The organism is Actinomadura geliboluensis, from assembly GCF_005889745.1.
GTDB classification, from domain to species: Bacteria; Actinomycetota; Actinomycetes; order Streptosporangiales; family Streptosporangiaceae; genus Spirillospora; species Spirillospora geliboluensis.
The window spans coordinates 1-15,574 of record NZ_VCKZ01000044.1 but is presented as its reverse complement, the minus strand read 5'-3'; the positions used below and the strand labels follow the sequence as shown (position 1 = coordinate 15,574).

19 protein-coding genes are annotated in these 15,574 nt (G+C 66.5%); 7 read left to right on the top strand and 12 right to left on the bottom strand.

Going from position 1 to position 15,574, the window contains the following annotated elements:
• Positions 1-74: 74 nt before the first annotated feature.
• The 8 genes from ETD96_RS09235 to ETD96_RS48050 form a co-directional block, all read right to left on the bottom strand.
• Positions 75-1,469 (bottom strand): hypothetical protein, encoded by a 1,395-nt coding sequence (locus ETD96_RS09235; protein WP_138635886.1) that lies wholly within the window; start codon positions 1,467-1,469, stop codon positions 75-77.
• A gap of 353 nt (positions 1,470-1,822) precedes the next feature.
• Positions 1,823-2,017: a DUF397 domain-containing protein gene (locus ETD96_RS09230; RefSeq protein WP_138635885.1), complete on the bottom strand. Its 195-nt coding sequence runs from the start codon at positions 2,015-2,017 to the stop codon at positions 1,823-1,825.
• 2 nt (positions 2,018-2,019) lie between these two features.
• Positions 2,020-2,208 (bottom strand): DUF397 domain-containing protein, encoded by a 189-nt coding sequence (locus ETD96_RS09225; protein ID WP_138635884.1) that lies wholly within the window; start codon positions 2,206-2,208, stop codon positions 2,020-2,022.
• Positions 2,209-2,210: 2 nt separating this feature from the next.
• Positions 2,211-2,405: a DUF397 domain-containing protein gene (locus ETD96_RS09220; protein WP_138635883.1), complete on the bottom strand. Its 195-nt coding sequence runs from the start codon at positions 2,403-2,405 to the stop codon at positions 2,211-2,213.
• Positions 2,406-2,407: 2 nt separating this feature from the next.
• Positions 2,408-2,596: a DUF397 domain-containing protein gene (locus tag ETD96_RS09215; RefSeq protein WP_138635882.1), complete on the bottom strand. Its 189-nt coding sequence runs from the start codon at positions 2,594-2,596 to the stop codon at positions 2,408-2,410.
• Between the two features lie 2 nt (positions 2,597-2,598).
• On the bottom strand, positions 2,599-2,751 hold the full coding sequence (locus ETD96_RS09210) for a DUF397 domain-containing protein (RefSeq protein WP_138635901.1): 153 nt from the start codon (positions 2,749-2,751) through the stop codon (positions 2,599-2,601).
• A gap of 39 nt (positions 2,752-2,790) precedes the next feature.
• A complete protein-coding gene (locus ETD96_RS09205) occupies positions 2,791-3,357 on the bottom strand; it encodes a DUF5753 domain-containing protein (protein WP_171068936.1) in 567 nt (188 codons plus the stop codon).
• Positions 3,294-3,605, bottom strand: coding sequence for a helix-turn-helix domain-containing protein (locus ETD96_RS48050; RefSeq protein WP_138635880.1), 312 nt, complete (start codon positions 3,603-3,605; stop codon positions 3,294-3,296). The genes ETD96_RS09205 and ETD96_RS48050 overlap by 64 nt, the downstream gene beginning before the upstream one ends.
• A gap of 156 nt (positions 3,606-3,761) precedes the next feature.
• Here ETD96_RS48050 and ETD96_RS09195 point away from each other — a divergent pair, with 156 nt between their 5' ends.
• From ETD96_RS09195 to ETD96_RS09170, 7 genes are all read left to right on the top strand, one after another.
• Positions 3,762-4,133, top strand: coding sequence for an ATP-binding protein (locus tag ETD96_RS09195; protein WP_171068938.1), 372 nt, complete (start codon positions 3,762-3,764; stop codon positions 4,131-4,133).
• Between the two features lie 69 nt (positions 4,134-4,202).
• Positions 4,203-4,508, top strand: coding sequence for a hypothetical protein (locus ETD96_RS09190; RefSeq protein WP_138635878.1), 306 nt, complete (start codon positions 4,203-4,205; stop codon positions 4,506-4,508).
• 110 nt (positions 4,509-4,618) lie between these two features.
• The gene (locus ETD96_RS44505; RefSeq protein WP_171068937.1) at positions 4,619-4,789 is read left to right on the top strand and encodes a hypothetical protein; all 171 of its coding nucleotides are present in this window, start codon (positions 4,619-4,621) and stop codon (positions 4,787-4,789) included.
• Positions 4,786-5,868: a methyltransferase domain-containing protein gene (locus ETD96_RS09185; protein ID WP_138635877.1), complete on the top strand. Its 1,083-nt coding sequence runs from the start codon at positions 4,786-4,788 to the stop codon at positions 5,866-5,868. Before ETD96_RS44505 ends, ETD96_RS09185 begins: the two co-directional genes overlap by 4 nt.
• A gap of 395 nt (positions 5,869-6,263) precedes the next feature.
• Complete coding sequence (locus tag ETD96_RS09180; RefSeq protein ID WP_138635876.1) at positions 6,264-8,729, top strand: AAA family ATPase; 2,466 nt, start codon at positions 6,264-6,266, stop codon at positions 8,727-8,729.
• Positions 8,729-10,033 (top strand): McrC family protein, encoded by a 1,305-nt coding sequence (locus ETD96_RS09175; protein ID WP_138635875.1) that lies wholly within the window; start codon positions 8,729-8,731, stop codon positions 10,031-10,033. The genes ETD96_RS09180 and ETD96_RS09175 overlap by 1 nt, the downstream gene beginning before the upstream one ends.
• A 293-nt stretch (positions 10,034-10,326) precedes the next feature.
• A complete protein-coding gene (locus ETD96_RS09170) occupies positions 10,327-11,883 on the top strand; it encodes an alpha-L-arabinofuranosidase B (RefSeq protein WP_138635874.1) in 1,557 nt (518 codons plus the stop codon).
• A 43-nt stretch (positions 11,884-11,926) separates the two neighbouring features.
• Here ETD96_RS09170 and ETD96_RS09165 read toward each other — a convergent pair whose 3' ends face one another.
• The 4 genes from ETD96_RS09165 to ETD96_RS09145 all read right to left on the bottom strand — a co-directional run bounded on the left by ETD96_RS09165 (position 11,927) and on the right by ETD96_RS09145 (position 15,524).
• A complete protein-coding gene (locus ETD96_RS09165) occupies positions 11,927-12,895 on the bottom strand; it encodes a suppressor of fused domain protein (protein ID WP_138635873.1) in 969 nt (322 codons plus the stop codon).
• A gap of 58 nt (positions 12,896-12,953) precedes the next feature.
• Positions 12,954-13,223, bottom strand: coding sequence for a hypothetical protein (locus tag ETD96_RS09160; protein ID WP_138635872.1), 270 nt, complete (start codon positions 13,221-13,223; stop codon positions 12,954-12,956).
• On the bottom strand, positions 13,220-14,407 hold the full coding sequence (locus tag ETD96_RS46540; protein WP_240807416.1) for a hypothetical protein: 1,188 nt from the start codon (positions 14,405-14,407) through the stop codon (positions 13,220-13,222). The genes ETD96_RS09160 and ETD96_RS46540 overlap by 4 nt, the downstream gene beginning before the upstream one ends.
• An 82-nt stretch (positions 14,408-14,489) precedes the next feature.
• Complete coding sequence (locus ETD96_RS09145) at positions 14,490-15,524, bottom strand: SRPBCC family protein (protein ID WP_138635871.1); 1,035 nt, start codon at positions 15,522-15,524, stop codon at positions 14,490-14,492.
• Positions 15,525-15,574: the final 50 nt, after the last annotated feature.

Here is a 15,574-nt window from a genome sequence, read left to right as displayed (position 1 = left end):
AGCCGTGGATCGTCAATGTGGAACCGCCTCAGGGGCACGGGAGCACTGGGCTGTGTCGGGCGAGGGGTCGGAGGTCAGTCGTCGGCCTGCCGCAGGGACCAGGTGCCCAGCCCGCCACGGATCTGGAGGAGCGAGTGCCCTTTGATCGCGACGTCGCCCTTGTAGTCGCCGAACACGGCGAGCACTTCTCTAGTTATACCGAGGGTCGAGTGCAATTGATCGATGCCGAAAGGGCCGTCTCCAGTGTGTTCGATCCGCAGCCGACCCGATGCGCCAGTATAGAAGAGGACCTCGGCGGTGTTTCCCGTGATCGACGTGCTGAATGTCCGCAACTCATCAAGCCCGGGGCCCGCCAAGGCTGTGCGTCCCTCGGCCGCGACGTCCCCGTTCCGTAGCAACGGGCTGACCTTTACCGACCAAGGCGCTCCTTCGGCGCCGATCTGCAACACCGAGTCCGTGGGCAGCGCAACCCGCCCCTTCTCGCCGGGCAGTGGACACAGCACTTGGTACGCCGACCGCTTCCGCCTCAAATTGGAGTCACGCAATTGGAGAGAAAAGGCGGTCGCGCCCTCCTGCCGTATGACGGCGGCTCCCGGCGGCCCTAGATAGCGGATGACATCAAAACCCGTACCTGTGACCTTCTCCTCAAAGGTTCGCAGATCCTGGAGCGTGCGGAGAGAAACCCGCCATTGACTGCTCGCCTTGATCTGGAGGTAACGTTCCGGCAGCGGCTCCCCATTCGCTAACTCACGGTCATCAAGCACCAGCCGCGATGGCTCCCCTCCTGGTGGGAGCGACGCCAGCCAGTGGTCGACCGCAGAGCGCGCACGGCCGGCCCTGACTTCGAGTGGACCAGAGGAAAAATTCTCGATGTCCACGACCAGGGGGATCAGCCGATATCCACCCACCTTGATACATGACGTGCCAGATCCCTCGTGCGCGGCAGGCAATCGACCCACTGCCTCAGCCGGATCATGCTCCGAAGGTGCGGGCGTCAGCGGTGCCCACCCCTCGGGCCCCGCCAGAATCATGTCATCGACGCCGGCGGCCGCAGCGGAACTCGCTGCCCCATCCGCCAAAGCCGCCTTTCCGGCGTTGAACCGCGCTTCCCTATCCTTGTACCAGTCGGGCTTCATGCGTTCCGGGTACCCGGCATATTTCCAGTAGATGGGCGGGAGCATCAACAGGAAGCCTGCCACCACAATCCACGCCGCGATCCTCTCCAGGAAGGTTCCCGGCGGAGTGTAGGTAAGAATTCCTCCCAGGGCCCACAATCCGAACCCGGCGGCACCGTACTTCAAGCCCAATCCGGCTTCCCGCCCGAACTTCCCCGCGTTCGGGCCGAAGATAAAATCCTGGTGGGCGCGAGACATTTTGCCGGACATGAACAGGTAGTGCCCGATGAACGAGGTGATCGAGAACAACGCGGCAACGATCACTATCCATGCGGGAAGCGGCTCCGACTTCACCGGGCATCCGTTCTAAGTACGTCTCCACTGAATTCCGGAGGGTACACCCCAGTGCGACGACCACGTCACCTGCCGAGGAAACGACGGTGAACCCGCCTGCTGCACCACTGCCCACAGCCGCCCCGGCCACCGCCACGCCGCCGATCAGGAGGCCGACACTGCCACCCACTCCTCCGAAGGGAGTACCGGTGGCCGCACGCATGGACGCGCCGGCTTCAGCGACCGCTCCTGATGAAGGCGATCCCTGCTACCAGCACATCATTCAGCACGCTCGACACCGTGACAGACGACCGGTCTCCACCTACGTGTGCTCACTGCGGCCTCACCCTCGCGGAGCGAGGCCGCCCGGACGGTCAGCGGGAAGGGCGCCGCTTGACCTGCTCGATCAGGTCGGCGAACTGCGCACCGGACAAGGCGAGGTGCCCCCTATCCGGGTCCTTGCTGTCCCGCACCCCGATCCCAGCCCCTGACCCAAGTCGTCCCAGCTCAACGCAGTGCTGATCGTCAACACCGCTGCTGTGAGTACTTTTCCGCCACTGGACTGCCATGGCTACCGCCCCCGATGCTGCCTGATCTGCTCGATCAGGACGGCGAACTGCGCGACCGACAAGGTGAGGTGCCCCCCGCCTGGGTTCTTGCTGTCACGCACCCCGACCCCCGGCGCAAGACGTCCCAGCTCAACGCACACATCATCGTTCGCGGAGCCACTGTACGAACTCTTGCGCCACTGGACGGCCATGGTTAACGCTCCCCATGCTGCTTGACCTGCTCGATCAGGTCGGCGAACTGCGCACCGGACAAGGCGAGGTGTCCCCTATCCGGGTCCTTGCTGTCCCGGACGCCGATCCCAGCTTCCGACACAAGTCGTCCCAGCTCAACGCAGTGTTCGTCGTTGACACCGCTGCTGTGAGTGCTCTTGCGCCACTGGACTGCCATGGCTACCGCCCCCGATGCTGCTTGACCTGCTCGATCAGGACGGCGAACTGCGCGACGGACAAGGTGAGGTGCCCCCCGCCTGAGTCCTTGCTGTCACGCACCCCGACCCCCGGCGCAAGACGTCCCAGCTCAACGCACTGTTCATCGTTCACGCCACCGCTGTAGGAACTCTTGCGCCACTGGACGGCCATGGCTAACGCACCCGATGCTGCTTGACCTGCTCGATCAGGTCGGCGAACTGCGCACCGGACAAGGTGAGGTGCCCCCCATCCGGGTCCTTGCTGTCCCTGACCCCGATCCCGGCCCCTGACGCAAGTCGTCCCAGCTCAACGCAAGGCCTTGTCATCAACGCCGCCACTGTGAGTGCTCTTCCGCCACTGGACGATCATGTGTACATCTCCAAGTAACGCTTGATGATTTCGCGTGACCCGTCCTCCGAGAGGGCCTTCACGCCGATACGTTCGAATTTATCCCCTATCTGGCGAACATCGCTCGGCGATTCGATCAAGCGGCCGCCGCCTTGAGCACCCACGTAGGCCACATCACGGGTCTCCAGGCGCATGACCTGCAACGACCCGTCCAGGCCGACGTTCGCTCCCGACGAGAAGGGAACGATCCGCAGGCTCACGTGCGACTCGTCAGCCATCTTCAGCAGGTGCTGAAGTTGGACCGCCATGACTGACTTCCCGCCCACAAAGCGGGCCAGGACACTCTCGTCCATGATCACCCAGAGGTCCGGGAAGTCTTCGCGGTCGAGGATGGCGGCCTTACGCTCGGCGCGTTCAGCCACCTCACCCTCAATGTCTCTGCTGGACCCGGCCTCCACGAGAGCCCGCGTGTAGTCCTCGGTCTGGAGCGCGAGCGGTACCGCTTGACCGTGATATGCCCTTATTGAAGATGCCTGCTTTTCGTACTCAGAGTACTGCCGGAACCAGTTCGGGTCGTGCGCCAAACGGGCAAACCATAGCAAAAGCTGCAAAAGCTTGCCGGTTCCGTAATGCTCGTCAGCTTCGCAACGTGATCTTCCTGAGGACGCTGGCGACCTGCCTCCATATTACAAACAGACGACCTGGCCACCCCGATGATCTTTCCCACCTGAGTGAGCGACAAGCCCGCTCTCTCACAAAGAAACCGCAGGTAGAAGGCTAGGAAGTGGTAGATCGAGAGCCGCGGCTCAATCGGGTCCCGGACGATCGGCATTGGCACTCCTGTTTGGAATAGTTTGGCTGTACACCAAAACCTAGAACGCTGCGGCGATCCTTGTCACAGGAAATCGGAATCTCGGGCAAGGACGGGACGATGGCGATGACGGCGACCGCAGAGCCGATCATGCCCCTTATGGGCACACCTTCCGCAGTGGGGCAAGCTCGCACATTCGCGGACACACAGATCCGCAAATGGGACTACTCGCACATTCTCGACAGCGCGCTTCTCATCGTCTCGGAACTGGTCACCAATGCGGCCCGGCAGACGCCGGACGAGGAGATCCGTCTCCAGCTCAGCCGGGACGCCTACGGGATCATCATCGCCGTCTGGGACGCCGACCACGAGCTGCCCGCGGCCAAGCCGGTGAAGGAACTCACCCTCGACGACCTCGACCTGTCGGAGGAGGCGTTCGACGACAACGGCGGCTGGGGCCTGCACATCGTCCAGGCCATGTCCGCCAAGTGCGGCGTCACCGCCGACCCCGCCGGCGGCAAATGGGTCTGGTCGCGAATGCACCCGTAGCCGACCTCGGCTCCGCCCTCATCCGCAAAGCCAGTCCAGGCACGCCCCTCGACGGGAGGCAGCACGAAGATGGCCATTGACCACCGGACGACCACGAGCGGTCGACGCCTGTTCCTGACCGCTCTCGATCAGGCCGTGCGCGAGCGGGGCGGAATGTCGTGCGGCATCGTCGCGCGCAGCGGCACGCCCGTCCTGCACGTGACCAACGCCCAAGCACCCCACAGGTTCACCGAGATCGGCGCCGACTTCATCGCCGGCGCCTGGGTCTTCACCTGGGCCGGTACCGGCAAGGCCATCGGCGCGGCCGACGCCCCGGCCGCCGCAGCCGACACGATCGCCCACGCGGTCGGGGCAGCCACCGGAATCCGTCCGTGATGGAAAGCGAGTTCCCGCGCTCCTCCGGCTGTACCTCCTGTTCGGCACCTAGACCCCTCCGGACGGACGGCATTCCGGGCGCGGCACATGCCCGTCCGTCCGGAGGTTCAGTGCGGTTCACCAGCCGCAACGACACAACGAAGGAGAAGAAGAAGATGGGCGACCGCGACAAGGGAAACAGCGACGAGAGGACCACCACCGACGGGAACAAGCCCCAGGGCGGATCCCGTGGTACCGGTGACAGGACCAACGGCAACCCCAACGACGGGAAGCGTTCGTGACCGACTGGCACGAGATCATCGGCTCGGTGCCCCGGCGTTCGTTCACACCCGACGTGGTGTGGGCGGACCTGGGGCCCGGCCCTTGGGCACGCATCGACCGCACCGCCGACCCCGACAAGTGGGAAGAGGTCGTTGCGCTCGACCAGCCCTTGGTGACCCAGTTCGAGGACGGCCGGACCGAGGGCGAGGGACTGGCCAGTTCGTCGCTGTCGATGCCGACGCTGGTGGTCGAGTTCCTGGAACAACTCGACCCGTTCGACCACGATCGCGTACTGGAGATCGGTACCGGCTCCGGATGGACGGCCGCACTGCTCTCGGCCCGAGTGGGCGCCCACAACGTGACCACGATGGAAGTCGACGCGGGCCTGTCGGCCAAGGCCGCCGAACGGCTCCGGGCCGCCGGCCACGAGTGCCGCGTCATCGTGGGCGATGGCGCGGAGGGCTACCCCGAAGGCGCTCCCTACGACCGGATTCACGCGACATGCGCGGTCTCACGCGTGCCGTACGCATGGGTGGAGCAGACTCGGCCGGGCGGACGGATCGTCACCCCGTTCTCTGCCGGGTTCGGGTACGGCGCCGTCCTACGCCTGGACGTCCTCGACGACGGCACAGCCCTGGGCAGATTCGCCGGATCGGCCGACTACATGGTGCTGCGCGCTCAACGCCCGGCCTACGGACCAGCCCGGACATGGGCAAAGGCCATGGAGAGGGAAGTTCGAGTAAGCCGCACCCGCCTGGACCCCCGCTCACTCTCCTACGGGCCGGTGAGCATCGACCTCACCGTGGCGGCCCTCGTGCCAGGCGTGGTCTCAAGGTTCTACTCCGACGCCGCCGGAGCGACCATGTGGGTCCTGGACCGCGAGTCCCATGAAGGTGCGTGGGCCTCCGTCGACTACGAACCCGGCCAACCCGACTACGAGGTCCAGCAGGCAGGCGACCGCTCCCTCTGGGACGAGACCGAAGCCGCCTACCTGCAATGGCTCAAATGGGGACGCCCCGACATCACCCGCTTCGGCATCATCGTCACACCCGACGCCCAAACAATCTGGCTGGACACCCCAGCCAACCCCATCCACTGAGCCACAACCCCCCGCAACCTGCCCCGGCCACCCAACCGGGGCAGGTTCTCGGCTGCTCGTGGTCGGACCGCAGGAGTCGCCGGGCTTCGCTCCGCGCTACCAAAGGAGCACCCCGAGGGGGCGGACGCAGCGGCTGGACTCGACATCCCAGATGACGGAAAGCGTGCCTCCGTACCGATCGTCCCCGGCCGACATTGGAACCCGGCCATGATGTCGGAGCGGTGGCGTTCGGCCCAGACGGCACCATCCTGGCAAGTGTCAGCAAGGCAAGGGCAAGAGAACCCATCTGACACGACTGAACGCACCTAACTGATCCGTTCCGCAGTGTCTCCCGTTGGACACATTTTTCTTATTCGGGTTGCAGCCGCCCGCCCCTGATCCACTACCAATTTGGGATGGGCACTGGGCTGAGCGTCACCATCAACGAGACCCCCGACGGGCGCCGCATCGTCCACTACGACGGGCAGTCCTTCGAGCTGACGCCGTCGCTCGGCGAGGTGATCTGCCCCGCGAGTGACGGGACGGCGCTCCACCACAGCCGGAACTGCACGCACATGCTCGGGCACGAGGACGGGTGGAAGGTCTATCCCGACCCGGCAGGCGACCTGTGGCAACGGCTACTGGAAGCCGGGCCGGCGGACGACGTGCGGGGGCGGCAGGCGTTCGCGGAGGGAGCCGGCCTGCGAAATGGGGCAGGCCGACCGGTGTTCAAGCTCTGCCAGACCTGTACGTGTGTCCCGCTCCCCAGCGTCGGCGGCATCAGCACGCCCACCAAGCCGCTGTCGAGGGCCCTCGCCGAGTTCGACAGATCCGCCCACGCGGACCAGATCGCCCGAGCGGACGCAGAGATCGCCCAGGTACTGCGCGACTTCCCACTGGACTCATGGCCGACCATGCCGCTTGAGCGCTACGCCCTCGGCACGGACGTCTACCAAAATTCCTTCTGCCATCGCATGGAGTTCGGAACGGACGCTCTGTGCAGTATGAAAGGAGGGAGCGCCGCCAAACACATCATCTTCCGGCGGAAGAAGGAGGGGATATGGAGATATCCCCTAGAGTACGACGATGAGCAGGCCGCCTGGGAGAATGTGCGGGCAGGGTTCGTCGAAGCATTCGAGATCATCCGGGGAGGTCGGCTCAGCGACATCGACACCATCGATTCGCTCCGGCCAGGGCCGGCGCTGACGGCAAAAGCGATCTCCTGCTACTTCCCCGGTGCACTCATTCCGGTCACGAGCCGCCAGCATGTGCGTGCGTTCATCTTCCAGCTGTCCGGAGAGCACAACAATCTCGACGCGTTCGCCGCGCACGAGCGACTCAAGCAGGTGGTCGGTGACGACGGGCGCTTCGCCGGCTGGCATCCGTACGAGATCGGAAAGTTCCTGTACGAGTGGGCGGATCCGCGTCCGGCCACCACGACGATCCTCAAGGTGGCCCCCGGGGAGAACGCCAAGTACTGGGATGAATGTCTTAAGGGCGGCTATATCTGCATCGGCTGGGACGAGGTCGGAGCCCTCAGCGAGTACGACTCGGAGGAGGAGTTCCGCGCCGCATTCGAGGAGGCATATTCCGTCGAGTACAAAGGAAACAAGAGCAAGATTTCAGCGAAGGCGAACGAAGTCTGGCGGCTGTACCAGTTGAAACCCGGTGACCTTGTGGTGGCCAATAAGGGCACCAAAGAAGTCCTCGGGGTCGGCACGGTGACCGAGGAAGGCTACCGGTGGCGTGACGAACGCCCGGTCTTCCAACACACCGTCTCCGTCAACTGGGACACCGGTTACGCGCAGATTCTCGCCGCGCCGCAGAAGTCGTGGGGCACGGTCACCGTGGCCAAAGTCTCGGCAGAGCTGTGGAAATCCCTCCAAGTGTCCGGGACAGTGGGGCGGCCAGAGAGCAAGATCGTTCCCGCGGATCCGCTGTTCACCGAGATCGCCGGACTTCTCAGGCGCAAGGGCCAGGTCGTCCTGTACGGGCCACCGGGGACGGGAAAGACGTACACGACCCTGCGCTTCGCGCTCTGGTGGCTGGCAACCCAGATGCCGGAGTTGGGGGTTGACGCTCTCGCCACTTACGGCACGGCCGGGTTCCAGCGGGCCCTGAGCACGTTCAATCGAGGCGGGTATCTGACACAGGTGACGTTCCACCCCGCGTACGGGTACGAGGACTTCATCGAGGGTTTCCGTCCCGCCGAGGGCGGCGACGGCGGGCTCCAGCTCGTACTGCGTGACGGAGTCTTCAAGCGGGTGTGCGAAACGGCCTGGGCGAATCCCGAACGGCCCTACCTGCTGCTGATCGACGAGATCAACCGCGGCGACGTCCCGAAGATCCTCGGTGAGCTGATCACGCTGCTGGAGCCGGACAAGCGGGGGCTGCAGGTCACGCTGCCCACCGGCGGGCGCTTCGCCGTGCCGTCCAACGTCCGCATCCTGGGGACGATGAACACCGCCGACCGCAGCATCCGACTGCTGGACTCGGCGTTGCGGCGCCGGTTCGCCTTCCATGAGCTGCTGCCCGACACCGACGCCCTCGACGGGCAGAAGGTCGGGGACGTGGATCTGGGCCTGCTGCTCCGGGAGCTCAACCGCCGCGTCGTCAAGGAGCTGGGACGGGAGCGGCAGATCGGGCATTCGTTCTTCATGCCGGGCGGTGAGCCGGTCGACAGCGAGGCCGAACTGGCCGCGATCGTGCGCACCGAGGTGCTGCCGCTGCTCCAGGAGTACGCCTACGACGACTACTCGATGCTGTCCCGGTTCCTCGGCCAGGAGATCGTCGACGTGCAGGCTCATACCGTCGCCGGGCTGAGCGACGAACGGCTGGTCGCGGCGCTCTCCGCGGAACTCCAGGCGAGCGCGGGCGAATAGTGAAGACGGTCATCGTCCCGGAACACAAGAGCCGGCGGGTGCCGGGCCTCTCCCCCACCGCTGCGGATCTCGCCGCCGTCGAATCGGCGGACCTGGCGAAGCGGATCACGATGCGCTGGCTCCGAAACGGCGACCTGGAGATCGTGGCCGGGTCCCATGTCGGCGTGGTCGATCTCGACTGCGTGTCCGTCCACGTCCAGCCGAAACTGGCCGGGTCGGAGCTCGGAGTGCTGGAGATGATCGACTATGCCGCCGGGCTGCGCTCTCTTCGAGAGCTTCCACTGCTGAGGCGTCTGGCGACCGGATTGAGCCTGCGCGACCTCGTGTGCCTACTGCTGACTCGGGAGTGCGACCGGTTGCTCCGTCATGGGTTGCGGCGCGACTACCTGCGGCGGGAGGACGCGCTTCCGGTGGTCCGTGGGCGCCTGCTGGTAGAGCGGCAGGTGACACGGCGATACGGGATGCTCGACCGGCTCGAATGCAGGTACGACGAGCGCAGCGCCGACATACTCGACAACCGGTTGTGCGGAGCGGCGCTGCATTTCGCGGCCCGTGCGGCGAAGGACGCGGAGGTGCGCACCACGGCCCGGCGCCTCGCCGCCGACTTCGGCGGGGTCTGCACCTTCGACGGTTTCGATGTGCGGTCGGCTGCGGAACACCTCACCTACCATCGGGCGAACGAGCACTATCGCGATGCGCACCGGTGGGCCAGGATGCTGCTGGACGGCTCTTCCTTCACCGACCGGCACACCAGAAACAGCCGGGTGACCCACGCCTTCATGGTCGACATGAACGCGCTGTTCGAGGATTTCGTCACGCGGCTGCTGCAGGACGCCTTCAGCGGATCCGACGTCTCCGTGCGAGCGCAGGAGAGTATGCCCAGGGCGATTCGCGGCGAGGGCGGTGGGTCCTACACCGAGATCCGCCCGGACATCCAGCTAGTTCAAGGGCGGGGAGCGAACGCTCGACGCTGCTCCATCGACGCCAAGTACAAGCTCTACGCGGAGAGGAACGTCGCGACGTCCGACCTGTTCCAGGGGTTCGTCTATGCGCAGGCGGCCGGGGGTTCGGCGGCGGCACCGACCGCCTTCATCGTTTACGCGAGCGACCGCAACGTCCCGTCTCGGACGGTCACGCTCCATCGGGGAGACGACGCGGTGGCCGCACGGGTCACCTATGTCGCGGTCAACGTGCCAGAGGTGCTGGGGTCCCTCGCCGCGCGGGACAAACTCCTCGCCGATCTACGCGGCCTGATGGCGCCGTCGCGCCGAGTACCGTCCGCAGTCGGCGCCTCAGCCGGGTAGCGGCCAACCCCCTCTATCGCGCTCCGATGTGCGGGTTCGTAATTGAGGGTTGACAGCGTCCGCTGGTTGGTATGTGCTCTCAGCACCGCCCTCAATAACGACCCGATCAGGGAGGGATGCCGCGGTAGCGATATGTTAGCGATAACATTTCTGCCTTTCAGGGAAGGGCATCCGACGCCTGACCTCTGAAGATGTTCCCAAGGCTCGCTGCTCCCACATGTGAGCGCTAACTCACCTGTCGATCAGAGCAGGTACCGCTGCGCGTCCAGCAGCAGGAATGGAGAGTTTGTACGATGATTCTGTTACGGCCGGCGCACTGGAAAAGGAAACTGCTGTTCGTCGCGACGATCGCCGCGGTCGGGATCGCCGGTCTAGTCGGGATGCCGGGGCGGTCCCTGGCGGCCGGGACGCTGCCGTGCGACATCTACGCGTCCGCCGGGACGCCCTGCGTCGCCGCGCACAGCACCACCCGGGCGCTGTTCGGCTCCTACGGCGGCCGCCTCTACCAGGTGCGCCGCGCCTCCGACAACGGCACCCGCGACATCGGCGTGGTCGGCGCCGGTGGGTACGCCGACGCCGCCGCGCAGGACGCGTTCTGCGGCGGCACCGCCTGCGTCATCACGGTCATCTACGACCAGACGTCCCGCCACAACGACCTGACCCCGGCCCCGCCCGGTGGCGTCGGCGGCCAGGACGCGCCGGTCCCCGCGGACGCGCTGCCGATCACCGCCGGCGGCCGCACCGTCTACGGCGCCTCGTTCTCCGGCCACATGGGATACCGCGACAACTCCACGTCCGGCATCGCCACCGGAAGCCAGCCCGAGGGCATGTACATGGTCACCACCGGGACGCATTACAACAGCAGTTGCTGCTTCGACTACGGCAACGCCGAGACCAACAACCTGGACAACGGCAACGGCCACATGGACGCCATCTACTTCGGCACCCTGTGCTGGTTCTCGCCCTGCCACGGCTCCGGCCCGTGGGTGATGGCCGACCTGGAGAACGGGCTGTTCCAATCGAACACCGGCGGCAGCCAGAACACCGGTTACATGGGCAACCGCAACCCGTTCGTCACGGCGATGCTGAAGAACAACGGCACGAACTACTTCGCCATCAAGGACGGCAACGCGCAATCGGGCGGGCTGTCCACACGCTATTCCGGGGCCTTGCCCACCTCGCCCTCCGGCTATTCGCCGATGCACAAGGAAGGCGCGATCATCCTCGGCATCGGCGGCGACAACAGCAACACCGCCATCGGCTCCTTCTACGAGGGCGTGATGACCTCGGGCCTGCCGTCCGACGCGGCGGAGAACGCCGTCCAAGCGAACATCGTCTCGGTCGGCTACGGCGCGCCGAGCCCGGTCGCGGCGGGCACGCTCAACCCCGGCTCGACCATTTCACTGCGCGCGACGACGGCCTGCTGCACCACGCGCTACATCCGCCACCAGAACGACGGCGTCGTCACGTCGGAGATCTCGTCGGGCAGTTCGTCCGTCGACAAGAACGACGGGAGCTGGATCGTCCGCCGGGGCCTGGCGAACAACTCCTGCGTTTCGTTCGAGTCGCGCAACTACCCCGGTGACTTCCTGCGGCACTTCGACTACCAGCTCTACCGGCAGCCGATGGACGGCTCGGCCATCTTCCGCGCCGATGCCACGTTCTGCCCGCAGGCCGGGAAGAGCGGCAGCGGAACCTCCTTCGCGTCCTACAACTACCCGGACCGTTTCCTCCGCCACTACAACGACACTCTCTACATCGCCAGCAACGGCGGCTCGCACGCCTTCGACGCGTCCGCGAACTGGGCCGCCGATGTCACCTGGGCCGTCACCGCCCCCTGGGCTCCCTGAAAGAGCGCGAGCCGCCCCCGGCCTGGAGGGCGGCTCGCCCGCGTCAGGGGACGATGGTCACGGTCAGGGCGTCGACCCGATAGGTGCCCGGCTGGGGGCGGACGGTCTCGGCGATGGCGTGGCAGACGGCGTCCGGGAGGGTGATCTCCAGGGCATGGTCGGCGTCGTTGTGCGTCATGGACTGGCCCGGGAGAAGCGCGATGGGGCGGCCGGGGCCGCGCAGGATCAGCGGGTTGCCGTGCGGGACGCGCGCCGGCAAGACGCGCGTGAACTGCGGGACATGCCTCGCACCGATCTCCAGCGTCACACCGTTGGACGTGTCGGCGCCGAGCTGGTGGAAGAACAGGTAGCCGGTGCCCGACCCCTCACGCCGCGACCCCTCCCGGACGGTGTCGGCGACCCCGGGGACGTCCGCGAGAGACGTGCGATCCAGGTTCGTCACCAGCAGCGGGAGGTGCGGCGCCATCGCGTCCATCAGGCCCGCGACGTGCCAGGACTGGGCCGCGTGCAACTCGTCGGTCGTGATGCCGACGAACTGGAGGAAGGCGACCTCGCCCAGGGACGTTTCGGCGCGGCCGAGTTCGGGGTCGAGGACGAACGCGCCCGCGCGGACCGCCGAACCGGGGCGCTCCGGGTCGAGCGGGTCCGGGAACTCGATGTAGTGGCCCGGCTCGAAGTCGTTGCCGCTTTTCGACACGTACGACGCCAACTTCTCCAGGTGCGCCATCGCCCAGTTCGGCGCGGCCGTCTCACCCGGGAGGCGCGGCACGCGCAGCGTGAACTCGTAGCCGCGCTCCTCGAACGGCGCGGTCAGCGCGTAGCCGATGAGGTGCCAGTGCGGCACCGGCTCCGTGCGCGGGTAGACGGCGATCGTGTTGGTGACGAACTGCCCCATCGGCATCGGCCCCATCGGCCGGTAGGGCATCGGCGCGTCCCACTCCAGGCGCTCGGCGTCCCCGTACCGCGCGTTGAGCACCCCATCGATCGCGTTCCATCCGTCGACGTTCAGCATCCTGCTCCCTCTGGACGATCACATGTCCAGGTACAGACGCGGGAGAGCTGATCTTGGTTCAGCCGTCGACGTCCGAGTCCGGGGGCTGCAGCTTGGCCGCGATCGCGTAGTCGATCTGCACGTCGCGGTAGGTGACGTGCGCCTCCGCCTCGTCCGGGACATTCGTGCGGGAGCTGCCGGACGACGACTCGGCGGAGGCGTCACCGGAGAACTCCACCGAACTCTCCGGGACGACCTCGAAGCGCAGTTCATCGGCCTTGATGCTGGCCGTGAAGAGGATGTCGGCCGTCCGCCGGACCTCGGCGTCCGGACGCTCGTCGCCGCTCATGAACGCCCCGCCCCGCCGGAGACCAGCCGGAGCAGCGCCCGTCCCAGATCGCGCACGGACTCTTCGGCCTCGTGGAGCGCCTCCTCCATGGATCCCGACCCGCCGGGCTCACCACCGCCATCGCCCTCATCGGACCCGCTATCCGGCGGGTCGTCGCCCTTGGCGTCCTCGGTTCCCTTGGCCTCTTCGGCTTCCTTGCGGTCCTCGGTTCCCTTGGCCTCTTCGCTTTCCTTGCGCTCCTCGGTTCCCTTGACCTCTTCCGTTTCCTTGGCGTCCTCGGTTTCCTTGCGGTCGTCGCCGGACTCCTCGGTCTTCTCCGTGGATGCCGTGGGACGTTCCGTTTCGGACGAGGTATCCGCCTCGCCCGCGGCGCCTGCGGCCTTGCCCGCCTCACCCGCGGCGCCCGCGGCGCCCGCAGCGCCTGCCTTGCCCGCCTCGCCTGCAGCGCCCGCAACGCCCGACGCGGCCGATTCCGCAGCCTGTCCAGTGCCTTTGCCGACACCTTCGGCCGCCCCGCCCGCACCCTTACCGACATCCTGGACCGCACCACCCGCGCCCTCACCAACGCCTTGCACGGCACCGCCCGCGCCCTCACCGACGCCTTGTACGGCACCACCAGCACCCTCGCCAACGTCCCGCACTGCGCCGCCCGCGCCCTTGCCGACGTCCTCGACAGCACCGCCCGCACCCTTACCAACGTCCCGGACGGCACCACCGGCGCCCTTACCAACGTCCTCGACAGCACCGCCCGCACCCTTACCGACATCACGGACGGCACCACCAGCGCCCTTGCCCACCTCGCCGACGGCAGCGCCGGTCCCGGAGCCGATGTCGCGCGCCGCCGCCTCCACGCCGCGTCCGACATGCTGGAGAAGCTCCGGGTTGCGATCGAGGGTGGTCAGGACCCGGTCGACGATGACGGCCACGTTGTCCAGCCGGACGTCGAGCCGCGCCTGCGCCTGAACTCCCTTGATCTCCAGCTTGACCCTGCCGAGGAACACGTCCGCGCCGACGTTCAGCTTGAGCAGGTCGAGAACCTGGGCGACGAGCGAGACGTGCGCCTCCAGGTTCTCGACCTCAAGGGAGATCTCCTCGACTTCGACTTGGGGGACGTTGAGGTAGACGTCGGGCCCCTCGCTCTGCTTCCGCTCGAGCTTCTGCCTGCCAGACGCGTCGCTGTCCATCGCTCCCCCAGAGCCTCGGCCGGTCTCTGCCTCCGTGTCACGACCCGCTACCCGACGCCTACCAGCGAAAACGTCGGGGCTCTCAGGCACTGCTCCCGGCCTTCTCCTTGTCGCGGGCTTCCTTCTCGGCCTCCTGGCCCTCTTGCTCCTCCTGCTCCTCCTGGCCTTCCTGCTTCTCCTGGCCCTCTGGCTCCTTCTGGTCCTTCTCCTCCTCCTGGTCCTTCTGCTGCTCCTGGCCTTCCTGGCCTTCCTGCTTCTCCTGTTCCTCCTTGAGGGCGTCCTCATGGGTCTTGACGACCTCGCCGTCGCGAATCTCGCCGCGCCAGCCCTCGACCTCCTCCTGCTTGAGGAGGGCCTGGGTCATCATGTGGCGCTTGATGTGCTTGAAGTCCAGGCGGAGCCGGCGCCCCTGGGCCCGCCACAGGTTCGCGGTCTTCTCCACGAAGCCGTCCGGGTGGTACTCGGCGACCAGCAGGATCCGCGTCATGGTCGGGGCCAGCTCATGGAACGTCACGGCGCCGTCGACGTAGCCCTTGGATCCCTTGGACTTCCAGATGATCCGCTCGTCCGGCACCTGCTCGATGATGTTCGACTCCCAGCTGCGATGCGACAGGAAGATCTGCGCCCGCCAGTTGATCTTCTCGTCCGACTCCTGCTCGACGCTCTCGACCTTCCGCGTGATGGTCGGGTAGTCGGCGAACTGGGTCCACTGGTCGTAGGCGACACGGCGCGGCAGTCCCACATCGAACTGCTCGATGATGTTGACCACCTTGGGACCGCCACCGGTCCCCTTGCCGTCCCCGCCGTCCTTACCGCCGCCGAAGGGCAGGGCGTTCTTCACCTTCTCCTTCGCGCCGGTCATGCCCGCGCTGACCCCCGCCTTGAGCGGGGACTCCCCCTCGGCGAGCTTCTTCGCGCCCGCGGCGGCCATCTTCGTGCCGGTGTCCCCACCGTCCGCGGCGTCGGTCAGCCGCTGGGTCATGTCCTGGATCTTCCCGCTGGCCCCCGTGATCGCCCGCACCATGAGCGCCTGGACGAGATCCCGGCCGGCTTCCTTGAGCTGCTCAACGGGTAGCTCCTTGCTCTGGTCTCCGCCGCCCGTGTCCGCCATGGTCATCACTTCGCTCGGTAGACGATGCCTCGTACACCCCCGCCATAGCCCCATAA

What these genes read in the sequence shown, in the direction of transcription:
- ETD96_RS09230 (WP_138635885.1), bottom strand. Translation starts at nt 2,017, where the DNA reads ATGGCAGTCCAGTGGCGGAAAAGTACTCACAGCAGCGGTGTTGACGAT.
- ETD96_RS09225 (WP_138635884.1), bottom strand. Translation starts at nt 2,208, where the DNA reads ATGGCCGTCCAGTGGCGCAAGAGTTCGTACAGTGGCTCCGCGAACGAT.
- ETD96_RS09220 (WP_138635883.1), bottom strand. Translation starts at nt 2,405, where the DNA reads ATGGCAGTCCAGTGGCGCAAGAGCACTCACAGCAGCGGTGTCAACGAC.
- ETD96_RS09215 (WP_138635882.1), bottom strand. Translation starts at nt 2,596, where the DNA reads ATGGCCGTCCAGTGGCGCAAGAGTTCCTACAGCGGTGGCGTGAACGAT.
- ETD96_RS09210 (WP_138635901.1), bottom strand. Translation starts at nt 2,751, where the DNA reads ATGACAAGGCCTTGCGTTGAGCTGGGACGACTTGCGTCAGGGGCCGGG.
- ETD96_RS48050 (WP_138635880.1), bottom strand. Translation starts at nt 3,605, where the DNA reads ATGCCGATCGTCCGGGACCCGATTGAGCCGCGGCTCTCGATCTACCAC.
- ETD96_RS09190 (WP_138635878.1), top strand. Translation starts at nt 4,203, where the DNA reads ATGGCCATTGACCACCGGACGACCACGAGCGGTCGACGCCTGTTCCTG.
- ETD96_RS09180 (WP_138635876.1), top strand. Translation starts at nt 6,264, where the DNA reads ATGGGCACTGGGCTGAGCGTCACCATCAACGAGACCCCCGACGGGCGC.
- ETD96_RS09170 (WP_138635874.1), top strand. Translation starts at nt 10,327, where the DNA reads ATGATTCTGTTACGGCCGGCGCACTGGAAAAGGAAACTGCTGTTCGTC.
- ETD96_RS09165 (WP_138635873.1), bottom strand. Translation starts at nt 12,895, where the DNA reads ATGCTGAACGTCGACGGATGGAACGCGATCGATGGGGTGCTCAACGCG.
- ETD96_RS09160 (WP_138635872.1), bottom strand. Translation starts at nt 13,223, where the DNA reads ATGAGCGGCGACGAGCGTCCGGACGCCGAGGTCCGGCGGACGGCCGAC.
- ETD96_RS46540 (WP_240807416.1), bottom strand. Translation starts at nt 14,407, where the DNA reads ATGGACAGCGACGCGTCTGGCAGGCAGAAGCTCGAGCGGAAGCAGAGC.
- ETD96_RS09145 (WP_138635871.1), bottom strand. Translation starts at nt 15,524, where the DNA reads ATGACCATGGCGGACACGGGCGGCGGAGACCAGAGCAAGGAGCTACCC.